General features: G+C 61.1%; 21 protein-coding genes. 14 read left to right on the top strand and 7 right to left on the bottom strand.

Translation table 11 applies throughout. The features are described from left to right. Positions 1-24: 24 nt before the first annotated feature. The 8 genes from gloB to fabI all read left to right on the top strand — a co-directional run bounded on the left by gloB (position 25) and on the right by fabI (position 10,865). Positions 25-792, top strand: a complete 768-nt coding sequence (gene gloB, locus ACIP8I_RS11910; RefSeq protein ID WP_367084791.1) for a hydroxyacylglutathione hydrolase — start codon at positions 25-27, stop codon at positions 790-792. Between the two features lie 99 nt (positions 793-891). Continuing rightward, a complete protein-coding gene (locus ACIP8I_RS11905) occupies positions 892-2,358 on the top strand; it encodes a LysM peptidoglycan-binding domain-containing protein (protein ID WP_134786110.1) in 1,467 nt (488 codons plus the stop codon). A gap of 311 nt (positions 2,359-2,669) precedes the next feature. Then, the gene (locus ACIP8I_RS11900; RefSeq protein ID WP_400761217.1) at positions 2,670-4,502 is read left to right on the top strand and encodes an extracellular solute-binding protein; all 1,833 of its coding nucleotides are present in this window, start codon (positions 2,670-2,672) and stop codon (positions 4,500-4,502) included. Next, on the top strand, positions 4,499-6,340 hold the full coding sequence (locus tag ACIP8I_RS11895; protein ID WP_400761215.1) for an extracellular solute-binding protein: 1,842 nt from the start codon (positions 4,499-4,501) through the stop codon (positions 6,338-6,340). The genes ACIP8I_RS11900 and ACIP8I_RS11895 overlap by 4 nt, the downstream gene beginning before the upstream one ends. Before the next feature lie 4 nt (positions 6,341-6,344). After that, entirely contained in the window at positions 6,345-7,418 is a 1,074-nt protein-coding gene (locus ACIP8I_RS11890) for a microcin C ABC transporter permease YejB (RefSeq protein ID WP_003224148.1), read from the top strand. A 1-nt stretch (position 7,419) separates the two neighbouring features. Next, positions 7,420-8,439 carry an ABC transporter permease gene (locus tag ACIP8I_RS11885; protein WP_007965317.1) on the top strand — a complete coding sequence of 340 codons (1,020 nt, stop codon included), beginning with the start codon at positions 7,420-7,422 and terminating at the stop codon, positions 8,437-8,439. Between the two features lies 1 nt (position 8,440). Then, positions 8,441-10,051, top strand: coding sequence for an ABC transporter ATP-binding protein (locus tag ACIP8I_RS11880; RefSeq protein ID WP_400761213.1), 1,611 nt, complete (start codon positions 8,441-8,443; stop codon positions 10,049-10,051). 19 nt (positions 10,052-10,070) lie between these two features. Next, complete coding sequence (gene fabI / locus ACIP8I_RS11875) at positions 10,071-10,865, top strand: enoyl-ACP reductase FabI (protein WP_003202751.1); 795 nt, start codon at positions 10,071-10,073, stop codon at positions 10,863-10,865. Between the two features lie 175 nt (positions 10,866-11,040). Here fabI and ACIP8I_RS11870 read toward each other — a convergent pair whose 3' ends face one another. Then, complete coding sequence (locus tag ACIP8I_RS11870) at positions 11,041-11,895, bottom strand: LysR family transcriptional regulator (protein ID WP_400761209.1); 855 nt, start codon at positions 11,893-11,895, stop codon at positions 11,041-11,043. Positions 11,896-12,005: 110 nt separating this feature from the next. Between ACIP8I_RS11870 and ACIP8I_RS11865 the strand changes: the two genes are divergently transcribed. After that, positions 12,006-12,431 carry a VOC family protein gene (locus ACIP8I_RS11865; protein WP_108591910.1) on the top strand — a complete coding sequence of 142 codons (426 nt, stop codon included), beginning with the start codon at positions 12,006-12,008 and terminating at the stop codon, positions 12,429-12,431. A 121-nt stretch (positions 12,432-12,552) separates the two neighbouring features. Here the strand turns inward: ACIP8I_RS11865 and ACIP8I_RS11860 are convergent, their stop codons facing one another. The 4 genes from ACIP8I_RS11860 to ACIP8I_RS11845 form a co-directional block, all read right to left on the bottom strand. Further along, positions 12,553-13,521: a sensor domain-containing diguanylate cyclase gene (locus ACIP8I_RS11860; protein ID WP_400761207.1), complete on the bottom strand. Its 969-nt coding sequence runs from the start codon at positions 13,519-13,521 to the stop codon at positions 12,553-12,555. Between the two features lie 62 nt (positions 13,522-13,583). Then, entirely contained in the window at positions 13,584-14,162 is a 579-nt protein-coding gene (locus ACIP8I_RS11855) for a hypothetical protein (protein ID WP_400761205.1), read from the bottom strand. Position 14,163: 1 nt separating this feature from the next. Next, positions 14,164-16,326 (bottom strand): molybdopterin cofactor-binding domain-containing protein, encoded by a 2,163-nt coding sequence (locus ACIP8I_RS11850; protein WP_400761203.1) that lies wholly within the window; start codon positions 16,324-16,326, stop codon positions 14,164-14,166. A gap of 14 nt (positions 16,327-16,340) precedes the next feature. Continuing rightward, positions 16,341-16,796, bottom strand: coding sequence for a (2Fe-2S)-binding protein (locus tag ACIP8I_RS11845; RefSeq protein WP_007965305.1), 456 nt, complete (start codon positions 16,794-16,796; stop codon positions 16,341-16,343). A 251-nt stretch (positions 16,797-17,047) separates the two neighbouring features. On the opposite strand from ACIP8I_RS11845, the gene ACIP8I_RS11840 reads away from it, so the two are divergent. After that, on the top strand, positions 17,048-17,878 hold the full coding sequence (locus ACIP8I_RS11840; RefSeq protein ID WP_007965303.1) for an alpha/beta fold hydrolase: 831 nt from the start codon (positions 17,048-17,050) through the stop codon (positions 17,876-17,878). A 119-nt stretch (positions 17,879-17,997) separates the two neighbouring features. Here the strand turns inward: ACIP8I_RS11840 and ACIP8I_RS11835 are convergent, their stop codons facing one another. After that, positions 17,998-18,390 carry a GFA family protein gene (locus ACIP8I_RS11835; RefSeq protein ID WP_400761199.1) on the bottom strand — a complete coding sequence of 131 codons (393 nt, stop codon included), beginning with the start codon at positions 18,388-18,390 and terminating at the stop codon, positions 17,998-18,000. Between the two features lie 91 nt (positions 18,391-18,481). Between ACIP8I_RS11835 and ACIP8I_RS11830 the strand changes: the two genes are divergently transcribed. The 4 genes from ACIP8I_RS11830 (at position 18,482) to ACIP8I_RS11815 (ending at position 21,574) form a co-directional block, all read left to right on the top strand. Then, entirely contained in the window at positions 18,482-19,150 is a 669-nt protein-coding gene (locus tag ACIP8I_RS11830) for a class I SAM-dependent methyltransferase (RefSeq protein WP_400761197.1), read from the top strand. 237 nt (positions 19,151-19,387) lie between these two features. Next, positions 19,388-19,891, top strand: a complete 504-nt coding sequence (locus ACIP8I_RS11825; protein WP_007965300.1) for a VOC family protein — start codon at positions 19,388-19,390, stop codon at positions 19,889-19,891. A 36-nt stretch (positions 19,892-19,927) separates the two neighbouring features. Further along, the gene (locus ACIP8I_RS11820; protein WP_400761195.1) at positions 19,928-20,761 is read left to right on the top strand and encodes a helix-turn-helix domain-containing protein; all 834 of its coding nucleotides are present in this window, start codon (positions 19,928-19,930) and stop codon (positions 20,759-20,761) included. A gap of 60 nt (positions 20,762-20,821) precedes the next feature. Continuing rightward, complete coding sequence (locus ACIP8I_RS11815; protein ID WP_400761194.1) at positions 20,822-21,574, top strand: type 1 glutamine amidotransferase domain-containing protein; 753 nt, start codon at positions 20,822-20,824, stop codon at positions 21,572-21,574. A gap of 51 nt (positions 21,575-21,625) precedes the next feature. Here ACIP8I_RS11815 and ACIP8I_RS11810 read toward each other — a convergent pair whose 3' ends face one another. Next, positions 21,626-22,213: a LysE family translocator gene (locus ACIP8I_RS11810; RefSeq protein WP_007965296.1), complete on the bottom strand. Its 588-nt coding sequence runs from the start codon at positions 22,211-22,213 to the stop codon at positions 21,626-21,628. Between the last annotated feature and the right edge of the window lie 168 nt (positions 22,214-22,381).

Genomic DNA, 22,381 nt, shown 5'->3' with positions numbered 1-22,381 from the left:
TTTTCCGCTTGGCGAATTCCGACGATGATACAGATCAGTGCCCTGCCCGCGTTCACCGACAACTACATCTGGTTGTTACAGGATCACCGCACCCAGCAATGCGCGGTGGTTGACCCGGGCGATGCCGCGCCGGTGCAGGCCTGGCTGGCCGCACACCCGGGCTGGGTGCTGAGCGACATTCTGATCACCCATCACCATCACGATCACGTCGGCGGCGTCGAACGCCTGAAAGCGGCAAGCGGCGCCAAAGTCTACGGCCCGGCCAGCGAAAACATCCCGGGGCGCGACGTGGCGCTCAAGGACAATGACAAGGTCAGCGTGCTCGGCTGGGACTTCGATGTCTATGCGGTGCCCGGTCACACCCTTGGCCATATCGCCTATTACCACCACGGCCTGCTGTTTTGCGGTGACACGCTGTTCGCCGCCGGTTGCGGACGCCTGTTCGAAGGCACGCCGGAGCAGATGCACCACTCGCTCGGCCGCCTCGCCGCATTACCTGAGGATACGCTGGTGTATTGCACCCATGAATACACCCTGAGCAATCTGAAGTTTGCTGCTGCGGTCGAACCGACCAACCCGGACATCGCCGCCCGTCTGGAAAAAGTTACCGAGCAACGGGAAAAAGGCGTGATGACCCTGCCCTCGACCCTGGCTCTGGAAAAGCTCACAAATCCGTTTTTGCGTACCGCTGAAACATTAGTTACACAAAAAGTGGACGAACGGGCAGGCGCTCAAAACCGGGCGCCGAGTGAGGTTTTTGCGGCTCTGCGGGCATGGAAAGATAAGTTCTAAGTGACTCCCCAGCTGGTACAGAAATTCTGAATGGTTGACCGCAGGGGGTGCGCTTTCTAGAATCGCCCGACATTTTTGCCCGGAACTTACTTCCAGCCAATGTCGTCATCCATACGTAAGTCCGTCAATTCAGACACGCTGACCCGCTTGGCGCAAGCCATCGCGGTGGCTGTGTCCGCCACGTTGGCGGGCTGTTCCAGCCATGCTCCGCAGCCTGAAGCGAGCCATACGCCGAACATTGCTGCGCGAGCCAAGCAGAAACCGATCTGGCTCAGCGAAAAGCCCAGCCCGCAGGTGCCTCAGGACATCTGGGAGCGCATGCGCGGTGGTTTCCAGCTGCAGGACGGCCTGGGCGTGAACCCGCGCATCGAGCAGCAGCGGCTATGGTTTGCCAGTAACCCGTCCTTTCTGGAGAACGCCGGCGAACGCGGCAGTCTCTACATTCATTACATCGTCGAGCGTCTCGAAGAGCGCAACATGCCGCTGGAGCTGGCCCTGCTGCCGGTGATCGAGAGCGCCTACAACCCGATGGCCTATTCCCGGGCCGACGCTTCGGGCCTGTGGCAATTCATTCCGTCCACCGGTCGCTACTACAACCTGCGCCAGACCCGCTTTTATGATGGCCGTCGCGATATCACCGCCTCGACCACCGCCGCGATGGATTACCTGACCCGTCTGCACGACATGTTCAACGGTGACTGGCTGCTGGCCCTGGCGGCCTACAACGCCGGTGAAGGCACGGTCAGCCGTGCCATCGAGCGCAACGAAAAGCTCGGCCTGCCGACCGACTACTGGAACCTGTCGTCGTTGCCGGCGGAAACCCAGGCCTACGTACCGAAGCTGCTGGCCCTGTCGCAAGTGGTACTGGCCCCGGAAGCCTACGGGGTGAACCTCAACCCGATCGCCAACGAACCGTATTTCCAGGTTGTCGAAATCAACCAGCGCATGGACCTGTCCAAGGTTGCGGCGGTGGCCAACATCGACGAAGACGAGCTGTTCCAGCTCAACCCGGCCTTCAAGCAGCGCACCACCATCGACGGCCCCCAGCATCTGCTGGTGCCGACGTCCAAGGCGCAACTGCTGACCGCCAGCCTGCAGACCATGCGGCCTGAAGAGCTGATCAGTCCGCGCTCGCTGAAGCCGGTGTTCGACGGTGCTGATCCGACTGAAGTGGCGAAGCTCAAGCGCGCTTACCGGGTCAAACGCGGCGACAATCTCGGCTCCATCGCCAAGGCCAACAAGGTCGAAGTCAAGGACCTGCAACGCTGGAACAAGCTGACCGGCAAGAACCTCAAGGTCGGCCAGACCCTGGTGATGCAGGACAACACCAAGCGCACCCCGGCGCGCAGCGGTGGCCGGGTCAACACGGTGATTGCCGCCAACAGCAAGAGCAAAGGCAAGGCCGACAACCAGCAGCAGACCCAGTACAAGGTCAAGCGTGGCGACACCCTGTACGTGGTGGCCAAGCGTTTCAACGTCGAGATGCAGCATCTCAAGCGCTGGAACCCGGGCGCGGGCAAGGCCCTCAAGCCTGGGCAGATGCTCACGGTCTACCAGCCGCACTGACAGAAGAGCCCCTGAATTTTCAGGGGCTTTTTTATTGCCAAATTTTTAGTGTCAGGTTGTTCCCTTGTGGCGAGGGAGCTTGCTCCCGCTGGGACGCGAAGCGACCCCTACAATCTTCCCGACAAATTCGACCCACCGTCTTTGCGACTGCTTCGCAGCCGAGCGGGAGCAAGCTCCCTCGCCACAATTGATCTGTAGTCAGGGCGATTCCGGGCACAATTAACAGCCCATTAACCCGCTATCTTTTTCCTGTCCAGACAAGCTGTTACTGTACGGCCACAAAAGCCCAAGCCGCCTGGATCGGATCTGACTTGAAGCGTCCCCTCCTCCTGCTCCTGATCAGCCTGGCCTTGAGCTCACCCGCAAGCGCGACGATTACCGAAAGTCACGGTTATGCGCAGTTCGGCACGCTCAAGTACCCGGCCAGATTTACCCACTTCGACTGGGTCAACCCGCAAGCGCCCAAGGGCGGTACGTTGCGGGTGATGGCGTTCGGCACCTTCGATACGGTCAACCCGTACACCTTCAAGGGCACCAGCCCGGTCACCACAGCGAATTTCCTGCAGTACGGCATCAATGAGCTGAACGAGCCGTTGATGGTCGGCACCGGCCAGTATTCGCCGTCCGGCGACGAGCCGGCATCGAGCTATGGCTTGATCGCGCAATCGGTGGAGTACAGCGAAGATCGCAGCTGGGTGGTGTTCAATCTGCGCCCGGAGGCGCGCTTTCACGACGGCACCCAGATCACCGCCTACGACGTGGCCTTCTCCTACCGGTTGCTGCTCAAGGAAGGCCATCCGCTGTACCGCACCGCCCTGCAGGAGGTCTCGCGGGTCGACATCCTCAACCCGCAGCGCATTCGTTTCGTGATGAAACGCTCGGGCAATCCGTTGCTGATTCTGCGCCTCGGCGAGTTGCCGGTGCTGCCGCAGCATTACTGGAAGGATCGCGACTTCAAGGCCACCACCTTCGAGCCACCGCTGGGCAGCGGGCCGTACCGCATCACGTCGGTGACGCCGGGGCGGCAGCTGATTTTCGAGCGGGTCAAGGATTACTGGGGCAAGGACCTGCCGGTCAATCGCGGCAAGTACAACTTCGATCGCATGGAAGTCGAGTTCTACCGCGACAGCGACGTGGCCTTCGAAGCGTTCAAGGCCGGCGAATTCGATATCTACATCGAGCACCAGGCGAAGAACTGGGCCAACGGCTACAACTTCCCGGCGGTGCGCCGTGGCGAGGTGATCAAGGCGCAGATCCCGCACCAGATCCCGACCCAGAGCCAGGGCCTGTTCATGAACACCCGGCGCACGACCTTCAGCGACGTCAAGGTGCGCGAAGCGCTGGGCCTGATGTTCGACTTCGAATGGACCAACCGCGCGCTGTTCAGCGACGCCTACCAGCGCACCACCAGCTACTACCCCAACAGCGAGTTTTCCGCGACAGGGCTGCCGGTCGGGCATGAATGGCTGATGCTCAAGCCGTACAAGGATCAGTTACCGGCGAAGCTGTTCACCGAACCGTTCACATTGCCGCAGACCGATGGCCGTGGCATCCCGCGAGAAACCATGCGCAAGGCGCTGGCGCTGCTCGCCGAGGCCGGCTGGAAGCTCAATGGCCAGCGTCTGCAAAACGCCAAGGGCCAGCCGTTGAGTTTCGAGTTGCTGCTGGTCAATCCGAACCTTGAGCGGATCCTCCAGCCGTACATCGAGAACCTCAACAGCATCGGCATCGATGCGCGTCTGCGCACGGTGGATCGCGCCCAGTACAAACAGCGCCTGGATCAGTTCGATTTCGACATGATCCTGATGACCCTCAACCAGACCCTCAGCCCGGGTCTGGAGCAATGGCAGTATTTCCATTCCAGTCAGGTCGGGGTCAAGGGCAGCAAGAATTACGCTGGCATCGCCAACCCGGTGGTCGATCACCTGCTCGAACAATTACTCGCCGCGCAAACCCGCGACGAACAGGTCGCCGCCGGCAAGGCGCTGGACCGCGTGCTGCTCTGGCAGCACTACAGCATTCCCAACTGGTACCTCAATTATCACCGACTGGCCTACCGCAACCGGTTGGCCTTCGTCACTACGCCGCCCTACACCCTGGGCCTGAGCGCGTGGTGGCTGAAATCTTCGGAGAACAATAAATGACGCCCATCCGCGCCCTGCTCGTGCAGGCCAGCGGTCTGCTGTTCGCCGGGCTGGCGATTGCCGCCCCGCAACACGCTGTGACCCTGTACAACGAGCCGCCGAAATACCCGGCGGACTTCAAGCAGTTCGATTACGTGAACCCCGACGCGCCCAAGGGCGGGATCTTCCGCCAGGCCGGGTTCGGCGGCTTCGACAGCCTCAACCCGTTCATCAGCAAAGGCGTGCCGGCCGATGATGTCGGGCAGATCTACGACACCCTGACCAAGCACAGCCTCGACGAGCCGTTCACCGAGTACGGCCTGATCGCCGCGAAGATCGAGAAAGCCCCGGACAACAGCTGGGTGCGTTTCTACCTGCGCCCGGAAGCGCGTTTTCATGACGGTCATCCGGTACGCGCCGAAGACGTGGTGTTCAGCTTCCAGACCCTGACCAAGGACGGCTCGCCGCTGTTTCGCGGTTATTACAGCGATGTCGAAGAGGCCATCGCCGAAGATCCGCTCAAGGTGCTGTTCAAGTTCAAGCACACCAACAATCGCGAGCTGCCGCTGATTCTCGGTCAGCTCCCGGTGCTGCCGAAACACTGGTGGGCCAGCCGTGATTTTTCCAAGGGCAACCTGGAGATTCCGCTGGGCAGCGGCCCGTACAAGGTCACCGAAGTGAAGGCCGGTCGTTCGGTGCGCTATGAGCGGGTCAAGGACTACTGGGGCAAGGATCTGCCGGTCAATCGCGGCTTCTACAACTTCGACGTGATGACCACCGATTACTACCGCGACAACACCGTCGCCGTCGAAGCGCTGAAGGCCGGCCAGTTCGATTACTGGCTGGAAATGACCGCGAAGAACTGGGCCAACGCTTACAACATCCCGGCGGTCACCGAAGGCCGCTTGATCAAGGAACAGATCGCCAACAGCAACCCGACCGGCATGCAGGGCTTCGTTTTCAACCTGCGGCGTCCGGTGTTTCAGGATGTGCGGGTGCGGCAGGCGCTCGGTCTGCTGTTCGATTTCGAGTGGACCAACAAACAGCTGTTCAACGGTGCCTACTTCCGCACTCGCAGCTATTTCGAGAACTCGGAAATGGCCGCCACCGGCCTGCCCGACGCCGAGCAACGGGCGATCCTCGAACCGTTTCGCAGCAAATTGCCGGCGCAGGTGTTCAGCGAAGCCTTCGAGAACCCGAAGACCGACGCCAGCGGCATGATCCGCGCCCAACAGCGCGAGGCCTATCAATTGCTGCAAGAGGCTGGCTGGAAGATCGTCGACGACAAAATGGTCGACGCCAACGGCAAACCGGTGGTCATCGAATTCCTGCTGGCGCAGACCGAATTCGAACGCGTGCTGCTGCCGTTCAAACGCAATCTGGCCGACCTTGGCATTGATCTGGTAATCCGCCGCGTCGACGTTTCGCAGTACATCAACCGCGTGCGCTCGCGGGACTTCGACATGATGGTCGGCAGCTTCCCGCAATCCAACTCGCCGGGTAACGAGCAGCGCGAATTCTGGATGAGCGCCGCCGCGGACAAACCGAGCAGCCGCAACACCATGGGCCTGAAGGATCCGATCGTCGATCAACTGGTGGAAAACCTGATCAACGCCGACTCGCGCAGCAGCCTGGTGGCGCATGCCCGGGCGCTGGATCGAGTGCTGCAATGGGGTTACTACGTGGTCCCCAACTGGCACATCAAGACCTGGCGCGTGGCGTACTGGAACCACATCGGTCACCCGAAAGTCTCGCCCAAATACGACATCGGGATTAACACCTGGTGGGTCAAGCCTGACGCGAAGCCTGCCATAGAAGTCGAAACCAAACTGCAAGCCGACCCTGTGGGCACGGAGTAATCAGATGCTGGCGTACATTTTTCGGCGACTGCTGCTGATCATCCCGACCCTGTTCGGCATCCTGCTGATCAACTTCGTGATCATCCAGGCCGCGCCCGGCGGCCCGGTGGAGCAGATGATCGCCAAGCTCGAAGGCTTCGAAGGCGCCACCAGCCGCATCGCCGGTGGCGGTGCCGAAGTCTCGGTGGCCGGCTCCGCCTATCGCGGCGCGCAAGGCCTGGACCCGGCACTGATCAAGGAAATCGAGCACATGTACGGGTTCGACAAGTCGGCCCCGGAACGCCTGTGGATCATGGTCAAGAACTACGCGAAGCTGGATTTCGGCGACAGCTTTTTCCGTGACGCCAAGGTCATCGACCTGATCAAGGAAAAGATGCCGGTGTCGATCTCCCTCGGGCTGTGGAGCACGCTGATCATGTACCTGGTGTCGATCCCGCTGGGTATCGCCAAAGCCACGCGGCACGGCAGTCACTTCGACGTGTGGACCAGTTCGGCGATCATCATCGGTTACGCGATCCCGGCGTTCCTCTTTGCAATTCTGCTGATCGTGGTGTTCGCCGGCGGCAGTTATCTGGACTGGTTCCCGCTGCGCGGCCTGACTTCGAACAACTTCGATGAACTGAGCCTAGGCGGGAAAATTCTCGACTATTTCTGGCACCTGGCGCTGCCGGTGACCGCGCTGGTGATCGGCAACTTCGCGACCATGACCCTGCTGACCAAAAACAGCTTCCTCGACGAGATCAACAAGCAGTACGTAGTCACCGCCAAGGCCAAGGGTCTGACGCGCAACCGCGTGCTCTACGGCCATGTGTTTCGCAACGCGATGCTGCTGGTAATTGCCGGATTCCCGTCGGCGTTCATCGGCATCTTCTTCACCGGCTCGTTGCTGGTGGAAGTGATTTTCTCCCTCGACGGTCTGGGCCTGATGAGTTTCGAAGCGGCGATCAACCGCGATTACCCGGTGGTGTTCGGCACTCTGTTCATCTTCACCCTGCTCGGTCTGGTGGTGAAACTGATCGGCGACCTCACCTACACCCTGGTCGATCCGCGCATCGACTTTGCCAGCCGGGAGCATTGAGATGAACCTGTCCCCTCTCAACCGCCGCCGGTTCGAACTGTTCAAGGCCAACAAGCGTGGCTGGTGGTCGCTGTGGCTGTTCCTGATCCTGTTCGGCCTGAGCCTCGGTGCCGAGCTGATCGCCAACGACAAGCCGCTGGTGGTGCATTACGACAACCACTGGTACTTCCCGGCGATCAAACGCTACCCGGAAACCACCTTCGGCGGCGAATTTCCGCTGGAAGCCAACTACAAGAGCCCGTATATCCGCGAACTGCTCAAGGCCAAGGATGCGTGGGTGTTGTGGGCGCCGATCCCTTACAGCTACCAGAGCATCAACTACGACCTGAAAGTCCCGGCTCCGGCCCCGCCCTCGGCGGATAATCTGCTGGGCACCGACGATCAGGGCCGCGACGTGCTGGCACGGGTGATCTACGGCTTCCGCATTTCCGTGTTGTTTGCCCTCACGCTGACGGTACTCAGCTCGATCATCGGTGTGATTGCCGGCGCGCTGCAGGGTTTCTATGGCGGCTGGGTCGATCTGGCCGGGCAGCGCTTTCTGGAGATCTGGTCGGGGCTGCCGGTGCTGTACCTGCTGATCATTCTCGCCAGTTTCGTTCAGCCGAACTTCTGGTGGCTGCTGGGGATCATGCTGCTGTTCTCATGGATGAGCCTGGTCGATGTGGTGCGCGCCGAGTTCCTGCGTGGCCGCAACCTCGAATACGTGCGTGCGGCGCGCGCACTGGGCATGCAGAACGGCGCAATCATGTTCCGCCACATCCTGCCCAACGCGATGGTCTCAACCATGACCTTCATGCCGTTCATCCTCACCGGCGCCATCGGCACCCTCACCGCTTTGGACTTCCTCGGTTTCGGTTTGCCGGCCGGCAGTCCGTCGCTGGGTGAACTGGTGGCCCAGGGCAAATCCAATCTGCAGGCGCCGTGGCTGGGCATGAGCGCGTTCGCGGTGCTGGCGCTGATGTTGAGTTTGCTGGTGTTTATCGGCGAGTCCGCTCGCGATGCCTTCGACCCGAGGAAGTGAAATGAATCAGGACAATCTGATCGAAGTGCGCGACCTCGCCGTCGAGTTCGGCTTCAACGAGCGCCTGCACCGGGTGGTCGAGGGCGTGAGCTTCGACATCAAACGCGGCGAAACCCTGGCGCTGGTCGGCGAGTCCGGCTCGGGCAAATCGGTGACGGCACACTCGATCCTGCGCCTGCTGCCCTACCCGCTGGCCCGCCATCCGGCCGGCAGCATCACCTATGCCGGGCAGAATCTGCTGGGGCTGAGCGAAAAAACCATTCGCCATATCCGTGGCAACCGCATCGCGATGATCTTTCAGGAGCCGATGACCTCGCTCAACCCGCTGCACTCGATCGAGAAGCAGATCAATGAGGTGTTGGGCATCCACAAGGGCCTGAGCGGCAAAGTCGCGACCAAGCGCACGCTGGAGCTGCTGGAGATGGTTGGCATCCCCGAGCCGCACAAGCGCCTCAAGGCCCTGCCCCACGAATTGTCTGGCGGCCAGCGCCAGCGGGTGATGATCGCCATGGCGCTGGCCAACGAGCCGGAACTGCTGATCGCCGACGAGCCGACCACTGCGCTGGACGTGACCGTTCAGCTGAAAATCCTCGATTTGCTCAAGGAACTTCAGGCTCGATTGGGCATGTCGCTGCTACTGATCAGTCACGATTTGAACCTGGTGCGAAGAATTGCGCATCGCGTATGTGTCATGCAGCGCGGTTGCATCGTCGAACAGGCATCGTGCGCAGAGCTGTTCCGTTCGCCGCAGCATCCGTACACTCGGGAATTGCTCGGCGCGGAGCCCAGCGGAGGCCCGGCGAGCAATAAAATCGGGGCGCCGCTGCTCGAAGTCGAGAACCTCAAAGTCTGGTTCCCGATCAAGAAAGGCTTGCTCAAGCGCACGGTGGATTACGTCAAGGCAGTGGACGGCATCAATTTCAGCCTGCCTCAGGGTCAGACGCTGGGAATCGTGGGGGAAAGCGGTTCCGGCAAATCCACCCTCGGTCTGGCAATTTTGCGGCTGATCGGCAGCAAAGGCGCCATTCGCTTTGAGGGTAAGCAGCTAGACTGCCTGACGCAGAACGAGGTTCGCCCGTTGCGGCGGGAGATGCAGGTGGTGTTTCAGGACCCGTTCGGCAGCCTGAGCCCGCGGATGTGCGTGAGCGACATCGTTGGCGAAGGCCTGCGGATTCACAAGATGGGCACCGCCGCCGAGCAGGAAGCGGCGATTATTGCGGCATTGAAGGAGGTAGGTCTGGATCCGGAAACCCGGCACCGCTACCCTCACGAATTCTCCGGTGGGCAACGGCAACGTATCGCCATTGCCCGGGCTTTGGTGCTCAAACCGGCGCTGATCCTGCTGGACGAGCCGACGTCGGCGCTCGACCGCACGGTGCAGCGGCAAGTGGTGGAGCTGTTGCGTTCACTGCAAGCCAAGTACAACCTGACGTATTTGTTCATCAGCCATGACCTGGCTGTCGTCAAAGCGCTGAGCCACCAGTTGATGGTGGTCAAGCATGGCCAAGTGGTCGAACAGGGAGCTGCGCAAGATATCTTTGCCGCCCCCAAACATCCGTATACACAGCAGTTGCTGGAAGCCGCTTTTTTGGCACCAGCCACTGCGCAATAACCTGAAAGAGGAGCAACACATGGGTTTTCTCGCCGGTAAGCGCGTACTGATCGTCGGTGTCGCCAGCAAGCTGTCCATCGCATCCGGCATCGCTGCCGCCATGCATCGCGAGGGCGCTGAGCTTGCCTTCACTTATCAGAACGACAAACTCAAGGGTCGCGTTGAAGAGTTCGCACAGGGCTGGGGTTCGAGCCCTGAGCTGTGCTTCCCGTGCGACGTGGCCAGCGATGAAGAAATCGCCAAGGTCTTTGAAGAACTGAGCAAGAAGTGGGACGGCCTGGACTGCATCGTGCACTCCGTCGGCTTCGCCCCGGGCGACCAACTGGACGGCGACTTCACCGAAGCCACCACCCGTGAAGGTTTCCGCATCGCTCACGACATCAGCGCCTACAGCTTCGTGGCTCTGGCCAAGGCTGGCCGCGAAATGATGAAAGGCCGCAACGGCAGCTTGCTGACCCTGTCGTACCTGGGCGCCGAGCGCACCATGCCGAACTACAACGTGATGGGCATGGCCAAGGCTTCGCTGGAAGCTGGCGTGCGTTACCTGGCCGGCTCCCTGGGCCCGGACGGCACCCGCGTCAACTGCGTATCGGCTGGCCCGATCCGTACCCTGGCAGCCTCGGGCATCAAGAACTTCCGCAAGATGCTGGCCGCCAACGAAGCGCAAACCCCACTGCGCCGCAACGTCACCATCGAAGAAGTCGGCAACGCCGGCGCCTTCCTGTGCTCCGACCTGGCGTCGGGCATCAGCGGTGAAATCATGTATGTGGACGGCGGCTTCAACACCACCGCGATGGGCAACATCGAAGAGTAATTTTCGATAGCCATAAAAAACCCGCCAATCGGCGGGTTTTTTGTGCCTGCAATTTCTTGAACACCCCAAATCCCCTGTAGGAGTGAGCCTGCTCGCGATAGCGGTGCTCCAGACACATCAATATTACTGACCCGGCGCTATCGCGAGCAGGCTCACTCCTACAGGGGCTTGGGGATTATTCGAGGCACTGGGCAAACAGTTTTTGAACCGGCTGATTACGCTGGCTATAGCGCTGCAACAAGACCATCTCGCGGTAGAACGTCAGCTCACCCAACTCAATCACCCTGACCTTGAGCGGATGCTCCAGCCACAGCCCAGCCTTGGGCAGCAGCGAAACGCCCAGCCCGGACTCGACCATCTTCACGATCGCCTCCAGCTCATCCAGTTCCAGTGCCACCTCGACCTCGATCCGCTGCTCGCGCAGAAACCGCGTCACCAAACGCCCGCCAAATGAATTGCGGTCATAGCGCACCTGCGGTTGGTCGGCGAGCAACTGCAGCGGATCGTCGCCTTCGACCTGCAGCGGCACGATCAGCACGAACGGCTCGCGACGAATCACCGTCGCCGACAACTCCTTGGGCAGCTCGAACGGCGGCTTGATCATGATCGCCAGATCCACCTCGCCGGCATCGACCTGACTCAACAGATTCAACGACACCCCCGGCACCAATTTCGGCTCCAGCCCCGGAGCCTGCTGACGCAAGCGCAACAATGCCTGAGGCAGCAGCCCGGTCTGCGCAGTCGCCACCGCGCCGATTTTCAGCTCGCCGCGAAACTCGCTGACATCCTCGCTCTCACCCATGCGGCTGAAGATTGCGAGCATTTCCTGCGCCATCGGCACCGCGCGCAGCCCGGCGGGATTGAGCGTCGCCTGACGGCCAGTGCGATCAAACAGTCGAATGCCCAAGGCCTGTTCGAGATTGCGGATCTGCGCGCTGACTGCAGACTGCGTCAGGCCGATGTGCAAACCGGCGGCAGCAAACGTGCCGTGGCGCGCTACCGCGAGAAAGGTCTTGAGTTCACGCAGCATGCACACCTCGACTGATCGAAATAATTTGAGCTCGGCGCAAAAACTATCGTCTTTCAATCACATTTCACAGCACTAGACTCAGTGCACTTCCTCTGATCGAGCATTGCGCCATGTCGTTAAGCCCTTTCCATCTGGCCATCCCTGTCTATGACCTGGCCGCCGCACGCCACTTTTATCGTGAAGTCTTCGGGCTGGAAGAAGGTCGCTCCAGCGAACATTGGGTCGATTTCAACTTCTTCGGCCATCAACTGGTGATTCATCTGGCGCCGAAAAACCCTGCACAGGAAGCCGCGCACACCAATGCTGTGGACGGGCATGACGTGCCGGTGCCGCATTTCGGTGTGGTGCTGGGGATGGCGCAATGGCAGGCGCTGGCCGAACGCCTGACATCGTTGGGCACGCGATTTGTGATTGAGCCGGGGATTCGCTTTCAGGGATTGGTGGGCGAACAGGCGACGATGTTTCTGTTCGATCCGTGTGGCAACGCGCTGGAGTTCAAGGCGTTCAAGGACATCGGGCAGTTGTTTGCCAAATAGAGGGGGGCGTTGAGCCGGACGCCTTCGCGAGCAAGCTCGCTCCCACAGGGTTCTGCGCGGTACCTGGATTTTGTGAGCACCCGCGACATCTGTGGGCGCTGGCTTGCCAGCGATGAGGCCCTCAATGACCGCGCTTCAATTGCTGCTTGTGTTCGTACATTGCGCTATCGGCATCGGCCAGTAGCCGATCCACTGTGTCATGGCGTTGCGGGTCGTATTCGATCTGGCCGACGCTGAAGCGAATCGCGTAACCCCGGTGCAACGTGGCGTTGCGCTCGTCGAGGATTTCCCTGAGTCGGGCCATGATCGCCGTGGTTTCGACGTGACTGGAGCCGGTCAGCAGCGCCACGAACTCATCACCGCCCAGGCGCCCGACCACGTCGCTCTCGCGAAAGGCGATGCGCAGCACATCGGCAAAGGTCTTCAGTGCACTGTCGCCCTCGGCATGACCGTAGAGATCGTTGATCTGCTTGAAGTCATTGAGGTCGAAAAACAGCAAGGTCGCCGGTTTGTCCAGCCGCGCGCAAGCGTCCAGTGCATGTTGCGCCAGCTGTTTGAAGCCACGGCGATTGGACAGCAGGGTCAGTTCGTCCATGCTCGCCATCTGCACCGCCGTCAGCTCCTGCTCGGCCATCTGCGCCAGATCCCGCAGCAGTGCGCGTTCTTCGTCATCGAGTTCGCGGGGCTGGGTGTCGATCAGGCACAAGGTGCCCATTTTGTTGCCATTGGGCACCGTCAGCGGGTAACCGGCGTAGAAGCGGATGTTGGGCGCACCGGTCACCAGCGGGTTGTCGTGGAAACGCTCATCCTGCCGGGCATCCGGCACCAGCAGCAGTTCGTCCTTGAGGATCGCATGCCCACAAAACGAGACGTCCCTTGGCGTTTCCGTGACGTCCAGCCCCACGCAGGACTTGAACCACTGCCGGTCCTTGTCCACCAGCGTCACCAGGGCAATCGGCACGTTGAACAGGCGCTTGGCCAGGCGAGTGAGGCGGTCGAAACGCTCCTCCGGCGCCGAATCGAGGACATTCAAGCCATGCAGCGCTTGAATTCGGGTGGTTTCATTGGCGGGTTTGATCGGGGCCAGCATCACGCACTCCATCAGGGTCAATGACCGTTAGAGTAGCCTGATTCGCCAGCGACTCACACACTTCAACCGCCCGCCACCGGACACGGGCCACCCGCGTCGGCCCAAAGCTTGAACTGGGCCACAAAAATGTCATGGGGCACCGGCACCGGCGCACGCCCTGCCCCGGGATTCCAGCCCCACAGCACCAGTTTGTCGTCGCTGACGTGTTTGATCAGCGCGGCGAAATCACGGTCGCCGTTGCTGGAGCGGTCCTTGATCATCGCGCACAATTTGTCCGGTGGCAGGCCGATCCAGGCCATCTTGTGCGCCGCCGGCGGCAGGCTCCAGTGTGGCGCTCCCGGTGGCGCGTGGGGGCCGTAACTGTCGGGCGGATTGCTCTCGGCGTGGCAGGTGGCGCAGGGCAAACCGGCGGCGCCCTTGCCGTCCATGCCGCGCACCACATTCATCGCGTGTGGTTTGCCGGCATCGAACTGCAGCGGCGAGTCGCCAGGGATGTGGCAGTTCTGGCAGCGCGGGCTCTGGAACACCTTCTGCACCGTGTCGAACGCCTTCAGCGCTTCCTGATCATCGGCGAACAGGTCCGAGGCATAGCCGCCCAGCCCCAGCAGGATCACCGTGCCCAACAGCAGATGTCGTTTCATCTCACACCCCCGACAGTTGCAGCGGCAATTCACGCAAGCGTTGCCCGGTCAGCGCGTACACGGCGTTGGCCACCGCCGGCGCGGTGGGCGGAACCCCGGCCTCACCGATACCCCCGGGTTTGTCGCTGCTGGGCACGATATGCACTTCGACCACTGGCATCTCGTTGAGCCGCAGCACCTGATAGTCGTGATAATTGGATTGCACCACCGCACCGTCCTTGACCGTCAGCTTGCTGTGCAGCGCCATGCCCAGGCCAAAGGTGATGCACGATTCCATCTGCGCCGCTATGCTCTGCGGATTGACCGCGATCCCGCAATCCACCGCACACACCACGCGGTGCACGCGGATCGCCAGATTATCCTGCGAGACCTCGGCCACCTGCGCCACATAACTGCCGAACGACTCGTGCACCGCCACACCCAACGCGTGCCCGTCCGGCAGCGGCGCTGTCCAGTTGGCCTTCTCCACCGCCAGATTCAGCACCCCGAGATGCCGCGCATGATCCTTGAGCAAGGTGCGTCGATAATCGACCGGGTCCTTGCCCGCCGCCGTGGCCATTTCATCGATCAGCGACTCCATGACGAACGCGGTGTGGCTGTGCCCCACCGAACGCAGCCACAGCACATTGATTCCGGTTTGCGGTGAATGCAGTTCGACCTGCTGATGAGCCAGACCTTTGATATACGGGCTGTCGGCCACGCCTTCGACCGAGGTTGCGTCGATGCCGTTCTTGACCATGGTCTGCTCCAGCATGGTGCCGGCCATGATCGACTGGCCGACCAGCACATGCTGCCAGCTCAGCGGCATACCCTGCCCGTCCAGGCCAATGCGTGCCTGATGCAGGAACATCGAGCGGTAATAACCGCCACGAATGTCATCCTCGCGCGACCACACGGTTTTCACCGGCAGCCCGGCGGCTTTCGCCACTTGCACCGCTTCGGCGACAAAGTCCGAGGTCGGATTGGCCCGACGGCCGAAGCCACCGCCAAGAAATTCAGTGTGAATTTCCACCTGCTCCGGTTTGAGCCCGGTGATCTTGCCGGCGACCATCTGGTCGAGGGTCTGGAATTGCGTGCCGGTCCAGATCTCGCATTTCTCGGCGCTGATCTTCACCGTGCAGTTCAGCGGTTCCATCGGTGCATGCGCCAGATACGGCACGCTGTACTCGACGTCGATCTTCTTCGCCGCCTTGTCGAAGTTGCCCTTCGGATCACCGGCCTGACTGGCGGAAGTGCCCGGTGTCGCCGCCAGCTTGCGGAAGCTGTCGAGCAGGCCCTGGCTGCTCAGGTCAGCGTGCGGCCCGAGATCCCAATCGACCTTCAGCGCATCGCGACCGAGTTTCGCCGCCCAGTAATGATCGGCGATCACCGCTACACCGGTCGGCACCTGCACCACTTTGTGCACGCCGGGCACCGCCAGCGCTTCGGCGCCTTCGAAGGATTTGACCGTGGCACCGAATACCGGGGCACGGGCAACCATCGCGGTCATCAAGCCCTCGAACTGCACGTCCATGCCGAACCTGGCGCGGCCGGTGATTTTCTCCGGAGTGTCGAGACGTTTGGTCGGTTTGCCGATGACCTTCCAGTCCTTGGCCTCCTTGAAGGTGATCGACTTCGGATCCGGCACCGGCAGTTGCCCGGCGGCGTCCGCCAGTTCGCCGTAAGTGGCGCGTTTATCGCCGGCGATCACCACACCCGACTCGGTACGGATCGTCGAAGGCGCCACGTCGAAACGCTTGGCCGCCGCTTCCACCAGCATCTGCCGCGCCGTGGCCCCGGCGAGCCGGTAACGGTCGAACTCCATCCAGGTCGAGGTCGAGCCGCCGGTAATCTGCATCCCGCCAAACGCCGGCATGCCGTAATTGGCCGCCGAGGCTGGCGAGTGTTCGACGCGGATCTTCGACCAGTCGGCATCCAGCTCTTCGGCAATCAACATGGTCAGGCCGGTCCAGATGCCCTGGCCCATTTCCGAATGCCCCAGCAGCACCGTCACGCTGTTGTCCGCAGCGATGCGCAAGAATGCATTCGGCGCGAAGACCTTGCCTTCATTCTCCGCCGCCCGTGCAAATCGATGGGCACCGGGCACGACAAACGCCACCACCAGACCACCACCCAGCACGACGCTGCCCTTGAGAAAGCCGCGACGCGATACAGGACTGTTCATCGTCTGTCTCCCAATCAGCCAATCTCGGCCGCACGTTTCACCGCTGCGCGGATTCGCGGATAGGTGCCGCAGCGGCAAATATTGCCGGAGAGCGCCTGATCGATATCGCTGTCGGTGGGTTTAGGGATTTTCGCCAGCAGCGCGGCGGCGGACATGATCTGCCCCGACTGGCAGTAACCGCACTGCACCACATCGAGCTCGGCCCAGGCCTGTTGCACCGGGTGCGAGCCGTCCGTGGACAGGCCTTCGATGGTGAGAATTTTCTGGCCGTGGGCCACGGCGGTGGCGGGCGTGATACAGGCGCGCAACGGCGCGCCATCGACGTGCACGGTGCAGGCGCCGCACTGGGCCATGCCACAGCCGAATTTGGTGCCGGTCAGGTGCGCCACGTCACGCAGGACCCAAAGCAGCGGCATGTCGGCCGGCACATCGAGTTCCTGATCCTTGCCATTGATATTCAAGGTCAGCATGGGGGATTTCCTCAGACTCACGGTGTTCTGAAGGGGCGTCGCTACGGCCGCAAAAGCCTGTGCGCGCCTCGGCTTATCCCTTTCAGCAAAGCCTAATTTGCGCGTGAAGCCAGACGTTGCGACCACCGGTCATGCCCTATCGGGGAAATGTCGACTTTAATCCTCTGGCTGACAACGGCGCTCACTCCAGGCCAACACCACCGGCCTGTAATGAGCGCGCTACCCCATCACATTGCTCAGGAGTCGCGAACATGGGATTTGTCACCACCAAAGACGGCGTCGAAATTTTCTACAAGGACTGGGGCCCGAAGGACGCCCCGGTGATCCATTTCCACCACGGCTGGCCGCTCAGCTCGGATGACTGGGACGCGCAGATGCTGTTCTTTCTGGCCCAGGGTTTTCGGGTGATTGCCCACGACCGTCGCGGGCATGGACGCTCGAGCCAGGTCTGGGACGGCCATGACATGGACCATTACGCCGACGATGCGCTGGCGGTGGTCACGCATCTGGGGGTGAAGAATGTGGTGCATGTCGGCCACTCCACCGGCGGTGGCGAGGTCATCCACTACATCGCCCGGCATGGGCAGGACAACGTCGCCAAAGGTGTGTTGATCAGCGCCGTGCCGCCATTGATGGTCAAGACCGAGAGCAATCCGGGTGGTTTGCCGAAATCGGTGTTCGATGATTTTCAGGCACAACTGGCGGCCAATCGTGCGCAGTTCTACCGCGATATCCCCAGTGGCCCGTTCTACGGCTATAACCGCCCGGGCGCCAAGCCCTCGGAAGGGATCATCGGCAACTGGTGGCGCCAGGGCATGATTGGCGGGGCCAAGGCGCATTACGACGGGATCGTCGCGTTCTCCCAGACCGATTTCACCGAAGACCTGAAAAAGGTCACCGTACCGGTGCTGGTGATGCACGGCGAGGATGATCAGATCGTTCCGTATGCGAACTCGGGGCCTTTGTCGGCGAAACTGCTGCCAAATGGCACGCTGAAATCGTATCCGGGGTTTCCGCACGGAATGCCGACGACTGAGGCGGCGACGATCAATGCGGATCTGCTGGCATTTATTCGCGGCTGAGGAGAGTAGCGCTCACGCATTTCTCCTGTAGGAGCGAGCCTGCTCGCGATGGCGATGTATCAGGCAACAAATGTTCAATCTGTTCCGACGCTATCGCGAGCAGGCTCGCTCCTACAAGGTTATGCCTCGGAACGCCCCGTCCCTTCGCGATCACGTTCGTAGTGGTGCGCCAATGGCAGCGCCGGCAACCAGGCCTCGCGACGGATAGTCCACAGTTCATAAGTCGGCGTGAACTGGTTCGGCGCGTCCAGCGAGCCGACATTCACTTCAATTTCATCCCCCGAACGCGCCAGTACCGGCGAACCACAGCGCGGACAGAACACCCGCCCTTGATATTCGCCGGTCATGCCACTGACGGTCACCGCATTCTCGGGAAATATCGCCGAGGCATGAAACAGCGCGCCGTGGTGTTTGCGACAATCAAGGCAGTGGCAGAGGCCGACGCGGTAAGGTTGACCCGCTGCTTCGAAACGCACATCGCCGCACAGGCAACCGCCAGTCAATGGTTTCATGGTGTCTATCCTCTGCCAGACTCTGTTCAGCCTTTGAACATAGCAGCCGTACAAGCGAACGCCCACATTCTGCCTTACCGGAGACTGCGCCATGCCCTCCCCTGAGTCCACCCTCTTACAGAGCTGGCACGCCAACGCTGATGCCTGGATCGAGGTAATCCGCAGCGGTGCCATCGAAAGCCGTCAGCAGGTCACCGATCAGGCGATCCTGTTGGCGATCATGGGCCGGCAACCGGAACGCGTGCTGGATCTGGGCTGCGGTGAAGGCTGGTTGCTGCGGGCGCTGGCGGATCGCGGTATCGATGCGGCGGGGGTCGATGGCGATGCAACGTTGATCGAGGCGGCGCGCGACGCCGGTTCGGCCGAGGTGCATGCCGCCAGTTACGCGGCATTGGTCGACGCCGAAATTGATATTGGCGGTGATTACGATTTGATCTGCGCCAACTTCTCGCTGCTGCATCAGGACATCATTCCATTACTCGCCGCGATGCATACGCTGCTGGTTCCCGGCGGCGCCATGATCATTCAGACCCTGCATCCGTGGGCCGTGGCGGCCGGCAATTATCAGGATGGCTGGCGTGAGGAGTCGTTCGCCGCGTTCAAGGGCCAGTGGCAGCCGATGCCCTGGTATTTCCGCACGCTGTCGAGTTGGTGCAACGCGCTGGACATGGCCGGGTTTCAAATTGTCAGTTTGCAGGAGCCGCAGCATCCGCAAAGCCCGGTGCCGCAGTCACTGTTGATGATCGCCGAACGCCGCTGACTCCCTGCACATCCTGACTGAGTCACAGATATTGTGGGAGCTGGCTTGCCAGCGATGGCGGTGGCTCAGGCAACATCACTTCTGAATGTGCCGACCTCATCGCTGGCAAGCCAGCTCCCACAGGTTTCAGGGTGTTGGCTGAATTGCATTGCACTTGTCGATCTACGGCACCGCCATTCGACCAAGGACTGACTACGCTATAAATCCTGCGTGTCTAACCTGCCGAGGATGACTGCCATGCAACGCTTTCAAAAACTCACACCGTGCCTGTGGTTCGATGATCAGGCCGAAGCGGCGGCGAAGTTCTACTGCTCGATCTTCGATCATTCGAAAATCACCGGCCTGACCCACTACAGCAAGGTCGGCCAGGAATTTCACGGCAAGCCGGAAGGCGCGGTGATGACTGTCAGTTTCGAACTCGACGGCCAGACCTTCACCGGCCTCAACGGCGGACCCATGTTCAAGTTCAGCGAAGCCATTTCGTTTCAGGTCAATTGCCAGAATCAGGAAGAAGTCGACCACTTCTGGGGCAACCTCTCAGCCGGCGGTCCGGTCGAGGCCCAGCAATGCGGCTGGCTCAAGGATCAGTTCGGGGTGTCGTGGCAGATCGTACCGGTGGCGTTCATGCACATGATGCAAGACCCCGACACCAGCAAGTCGCAACGGGCGATGCAGGCCATGTTCAAGATGAAAAAACTCGACATCGCCGAACTGGAGCGGGCCTTTGCCGGCCAGAGCTAATACACTCTGGTGTCTGGCCTGCCGGGAACCATAACGATGAAACACGCTGCCGCCAAAAACCCTGAAAAAGCCCCTCGCTTCTGGCGCGACGATGCTCTGCCCTTCATCGAAGCACGGGCCATCGCCGATGGCCGTGAGGTCTGCTACTCACGCCATTCCCATGCGCATTTTTCGATTGGCGCGATCACCGCCGGGCGGAGCATTTATGTGCATGAGCAATCAACCTTCGAAGTCGCCGCCGGCACCGTGGTGCTGATGAATCCGGGCGACGTGCATGCCTGCAACCCGCTCGATGATCAGCCGTGGTCGTACTTGATGCTGTATGTCGAGACGCCGTGGCTGACGGATCTGCAGCATCAACTGGGGTTCAGTACGGAGCTTGAGTTTCGGCGGTTTTCCACTACTCATCTGGATGACCCGCGACTGTTTCGTGACCTGCAAGGGCTTTACGCCACACTGGTCGACGAGCAGCAGGACATACTGCGCAAACACAGCGCAGTGGTGGAGTTTTTCAGCGATCTGCAGTTGCGCCTGAACCCGGCAGAACCGGCGCTGCGTGAGCCGAATTTCAAGCTCGAACGCGCTGCGGATTTCATCCGCGAACACTGCACCGATCTGCTCAGCCTCGATGACATCTGCACGGCGGCGCAGTTGTCACCGTCGTATCTGATCCGTGCGTTCAAACAGCATTACGGCATGACCCCGCATGCCTTTGTGGTCAACCAGCGCATCCAGTTCGCCCGCGAACGCCTGCGCAGCGGCCAGTTGATTGCCGATGTCGCACTGGAAGCAGGGTTTGCCGATCAGGCGCATTTTCAGCGCGCATTCAAACAGCATCTGGCGGCAACCCCCGGCCAATATCGCGGCTGACAGGCGAAAGCGGCTACGCTGAGGATCAGCGGCCAATTCCGGCCCGGGAGTCTGCTCAGGATGATTCTGATTCTTCTGCCAAATGCCGATTACGATCCGACCGAAAGCAGCGTGCCGTGGCAGGCGTTGCGCAACGCAGGCATCGAAGCGCGTTTTGCCACGCCGCAAGGCCTGCCGGCTTACGCCGACCCACGTTTGGTGAGTGTTGGTTTCGGCCCGTTGAACGCCATGCTGATGACCCGTAAAGCGGACTTGAACAGTTACGCGCAGATGATCGAAAGCGCGGAATTTCAGCAGCCACTGGCGTATGCCGATGTCGATCCGTCTCAGTTCGAAGGTTTGCTGATTCCCGGTGGTCACGCCAAAGGCATGCGCAGCCTGCTCGAGTCCGGGCAGGCCCGGCAGATCGCCCTGCAGTTTTTCAAGGCACAGAAACCGGTGGCGGCGGTGTGTCATGGCGTGTTGTTGCTGGCGCGCACCCTCGACCCCGATACCGGGCGTTCGCTGCTGTTCGGGCGCAAGGTCACAGCGCTGCTGGCAGCAACCATGGAGTTGCCGGCCTGGCTGCTGACCGCACCGTGGCTGGGGCGTTACTACCGCACGTACCCGCAGACCGTCGAGGCAGAAGTGACGGCCGCGCTGTCGCGCACCTCCGACTTTATACGCGGCCCGCTCATTGCCAGACGTGACAGCGCGCAGGCGCCGCAAACCGGGTTCGTGGTGCGCGACGGCAACTTGCTCACGGCACGCTGGCCGGGTGATTGCCATCGCTTCGCCGCAGAATGGGTCGCCATGCTGCAGCAGGTTGAATGATCACTCCCCGGCAGGAGCTGCCGCGGGCTGCGATCTTTTGCTGTTGCAGGCTCAGGGCAACAACAGATAAACCGCGCTCGCCGCCAGCAACAAAGCCATCAACCGATTGAACAAGCGCATCCCCGCCGGATTGCCCAGATAACCACGCAGAAACGTCCCAGCGTACACCCAGCAACCGACCGACAGATAACAGATCACCAGATACACCGCCGCAAACTGCCAGACCAGCCGCGCCTCGCCATCGGCGACAAACGCACCCATCCCTGCCACACACGCCAGCCACGCTTTCGGGTTGAGCCATTGCATCACCGCGCCGTACAACATCGATGGCGCCCGCCCCGTCTCGCCGGCATGCACCTGGCCGTCATCGGCAGCCAGTTTCCAGGCCATGAACAACAGAAACGCCACCCCGGCCAGTTGCACTACCCGGGTCAGGAACGGCCACAGTTTCAGGACTTCATGCAGGCCCAACCCCATCAGCACCAGTAACAACACAAACCCCAGCGTCGCTCCCGCCACATGCCGCTGACTGGCCCGAAAGCCGAACTGCGCACCGGAACTCAGCGCGACAATATTCACCGGGCCCGGGGTTATCGACGCTACCAGAGCAAACGCCGCCATCGACACAATCAGACTCATTACACACCTGCTGCAAATCGGGGAACAAGGAGCCGACATTAGCCAGTCCCGCGCACCCGCGTATTGAACAAAATCACCCACGACCCGTGCCACAACTCAAGTGCCCGAAGCTGGCGACGAAGTTTCTGTTGCCACTTAATACATCAAGCAAACATCTCGACACTTCTA

It is taken from the genome of Pseudomonas sp. NPDC088414, from assembly GCF_044753325.1.
Classification (GTDB): Bacteria; Pseudomonadota; Gammaproteobacteria; order Pseudomonadales; family Pseudomonadaceae; genus Aquipseudomonas.
This window is presented reverse-complemented; position numbering and strand designations above follow the sequence as displayed.

What these genes read in the sequence shown, in the direction of transcription:
- gloB (WP_367084791.1), top strand. Translation starts at nt 25, where the DNA reads ATGATACAGATCAGTGCCCTGCCCGCGTTCACCGACAACTACATCTGG.
- ACIP8I_RS11905 (WP_134786110.1), top strand. Translation starts at nt 892, where the DNA reads ATGTCGTCATCCATACGTAAGTCCGTCAATTCAGACACGCTGACCCGC.
- ACIP8I_RS11895 (WP_400761215.1), top strand. Translation starts at nt 4,499, where the DNA reads ATGACGCCCATCCGCGCCCTGCTCGTGCAGGCCAGCGGTCTGCTGTTC.
- ACIP8I_RS11890 (WP_003224148.1), top strand. Translation starts at nt 6,345, where the DNA reads ATGCTGGCGTACATTTTTCGGCGACTGCTGCTGATCATCCCGACCCTG.
- ACIP8I_RS11885 (WP_007965317.1), top strand. Translation starts at nt 7,420, where the DNA reads ATGAACCTGTCCCCTCTCAACCGCCGCCGGTTCGAACTGTTCAAGGCC.
- ACIP8I_RS11880 (WP_400761213.1), top strand. Translation starts at nt 8,441, where the DNA reads ATGAATCAGGACAATCTGATCGAAGTGCGCGACCTCGCCGTCGAGTTC.
- fabI (WP_003202751.1), top strand. Translation starts at nt 10,071, where the DNA reads ATGGGTTTTCTCGCCGGTAAGCGCGTACTGATCGTCGGTGTCGCCAGC.
- ACIP8I_RS11870 (WP_400761209.1), bottom strand. Translation starts at nt 11,895, where the DNA reads ATGCTGCGTGAACTCAAGACCTTTCTCGCGGTAGCGCGCCACGGCACG.
- ACIP8I_RS11865 (WP_108591910.1), top strand. Translation starts at nt 12,006, where the DNA reads ATGTCGTTAAGCCCTTTCCATCTGGCCATCCCTGTCTATGACCTGGCC.
- ACIP8I_RS11860 (WP_400761207.1), bottom strand. Translation starts at nt 13,521, where the DNA reads ATGCTGGCCCCGATCAAACCCGCCAATGAAACCACCCGAATTCAAGCG.
- ACIP8I_RS11855 (WP_400761205.1), bottom strand. Translation starts at nt 14,162, where the DNA reads ATGAAACGACATCTGCTGTTGGGCACGGTGATCCTGCTGGGGCTGGGC.
- ACIP8I_RS11850 (WP_400761203.1), bottom strand. Translation starts at nt 16,326, where the DNA reads ATGAACAGTCCTGTATCGCGTCGCGGCTTTCTCAAGGGCAGCGTCGTG.
- ACIP8I_RS11845 (WP_007965305.1), bottom strand. Translation starts at nt 16,796, where the DNA reads ATGCTGACCTTGAATATCAATGGCAAGGATCAGGAACTCGATGTGCCG.
- ACIP8I_RS11840 (WP_007965303.1), top strand. Translation starts at nt 17,048, where the DNA reads ATGGGATTTGTCACCACCAAAGACGGCGTCGAAATTTTCTACAAGGAC.
- ACIP8I_RS11835 (WP_400761199.1), bottom strand. Translation starts at nt 18,390, where the DNA reads ATGAAACCATTGACTGGCGGTTGCCTGTGCGGCGATGTGCGTTTCGAA.
- ACIP8I_RS11830 (WP_400761197.1), top strand. Translation starts at nt 18,482, where the DNA reads ATGCCCTCCCCTGAGTCCACCCTCTTACAGAGCTGGCACGCCAACGCT.
- ACIP8I_RS11825 (WP_007965300.1), top strand. Translation starts at nt 19,388, where the DNA reads ATGCAACGCTTTCAAAAACTCACACCGTGCCTGTGGTTCGATGATCAG.
- ACIP8I_RS11820 (WP_400761195.1), top strand. Translation starts at nt 19,928, where the DNA reads ATGAAACACGCTGCCGCCAAAAACCCTGAAAAAGCCCCTCGCTTCTGG.
- ACIP8I_RS11815 (WP_400761194.1), top strand. Translation starts at nt 20,822, where the DNA reads ATGATTCTGATTCTTCTGCCAAATGCCGATTACGATCCGACCGAAAGC.
- ACIP8I_RS11810 (WP_007965296.1), bottom strand. Translation starts at nt 22,213, where the DNA reads ATGAGTCTGATTGTGTCGATGGCGGCGTTTGCTCTGGTAGCGTCGATA.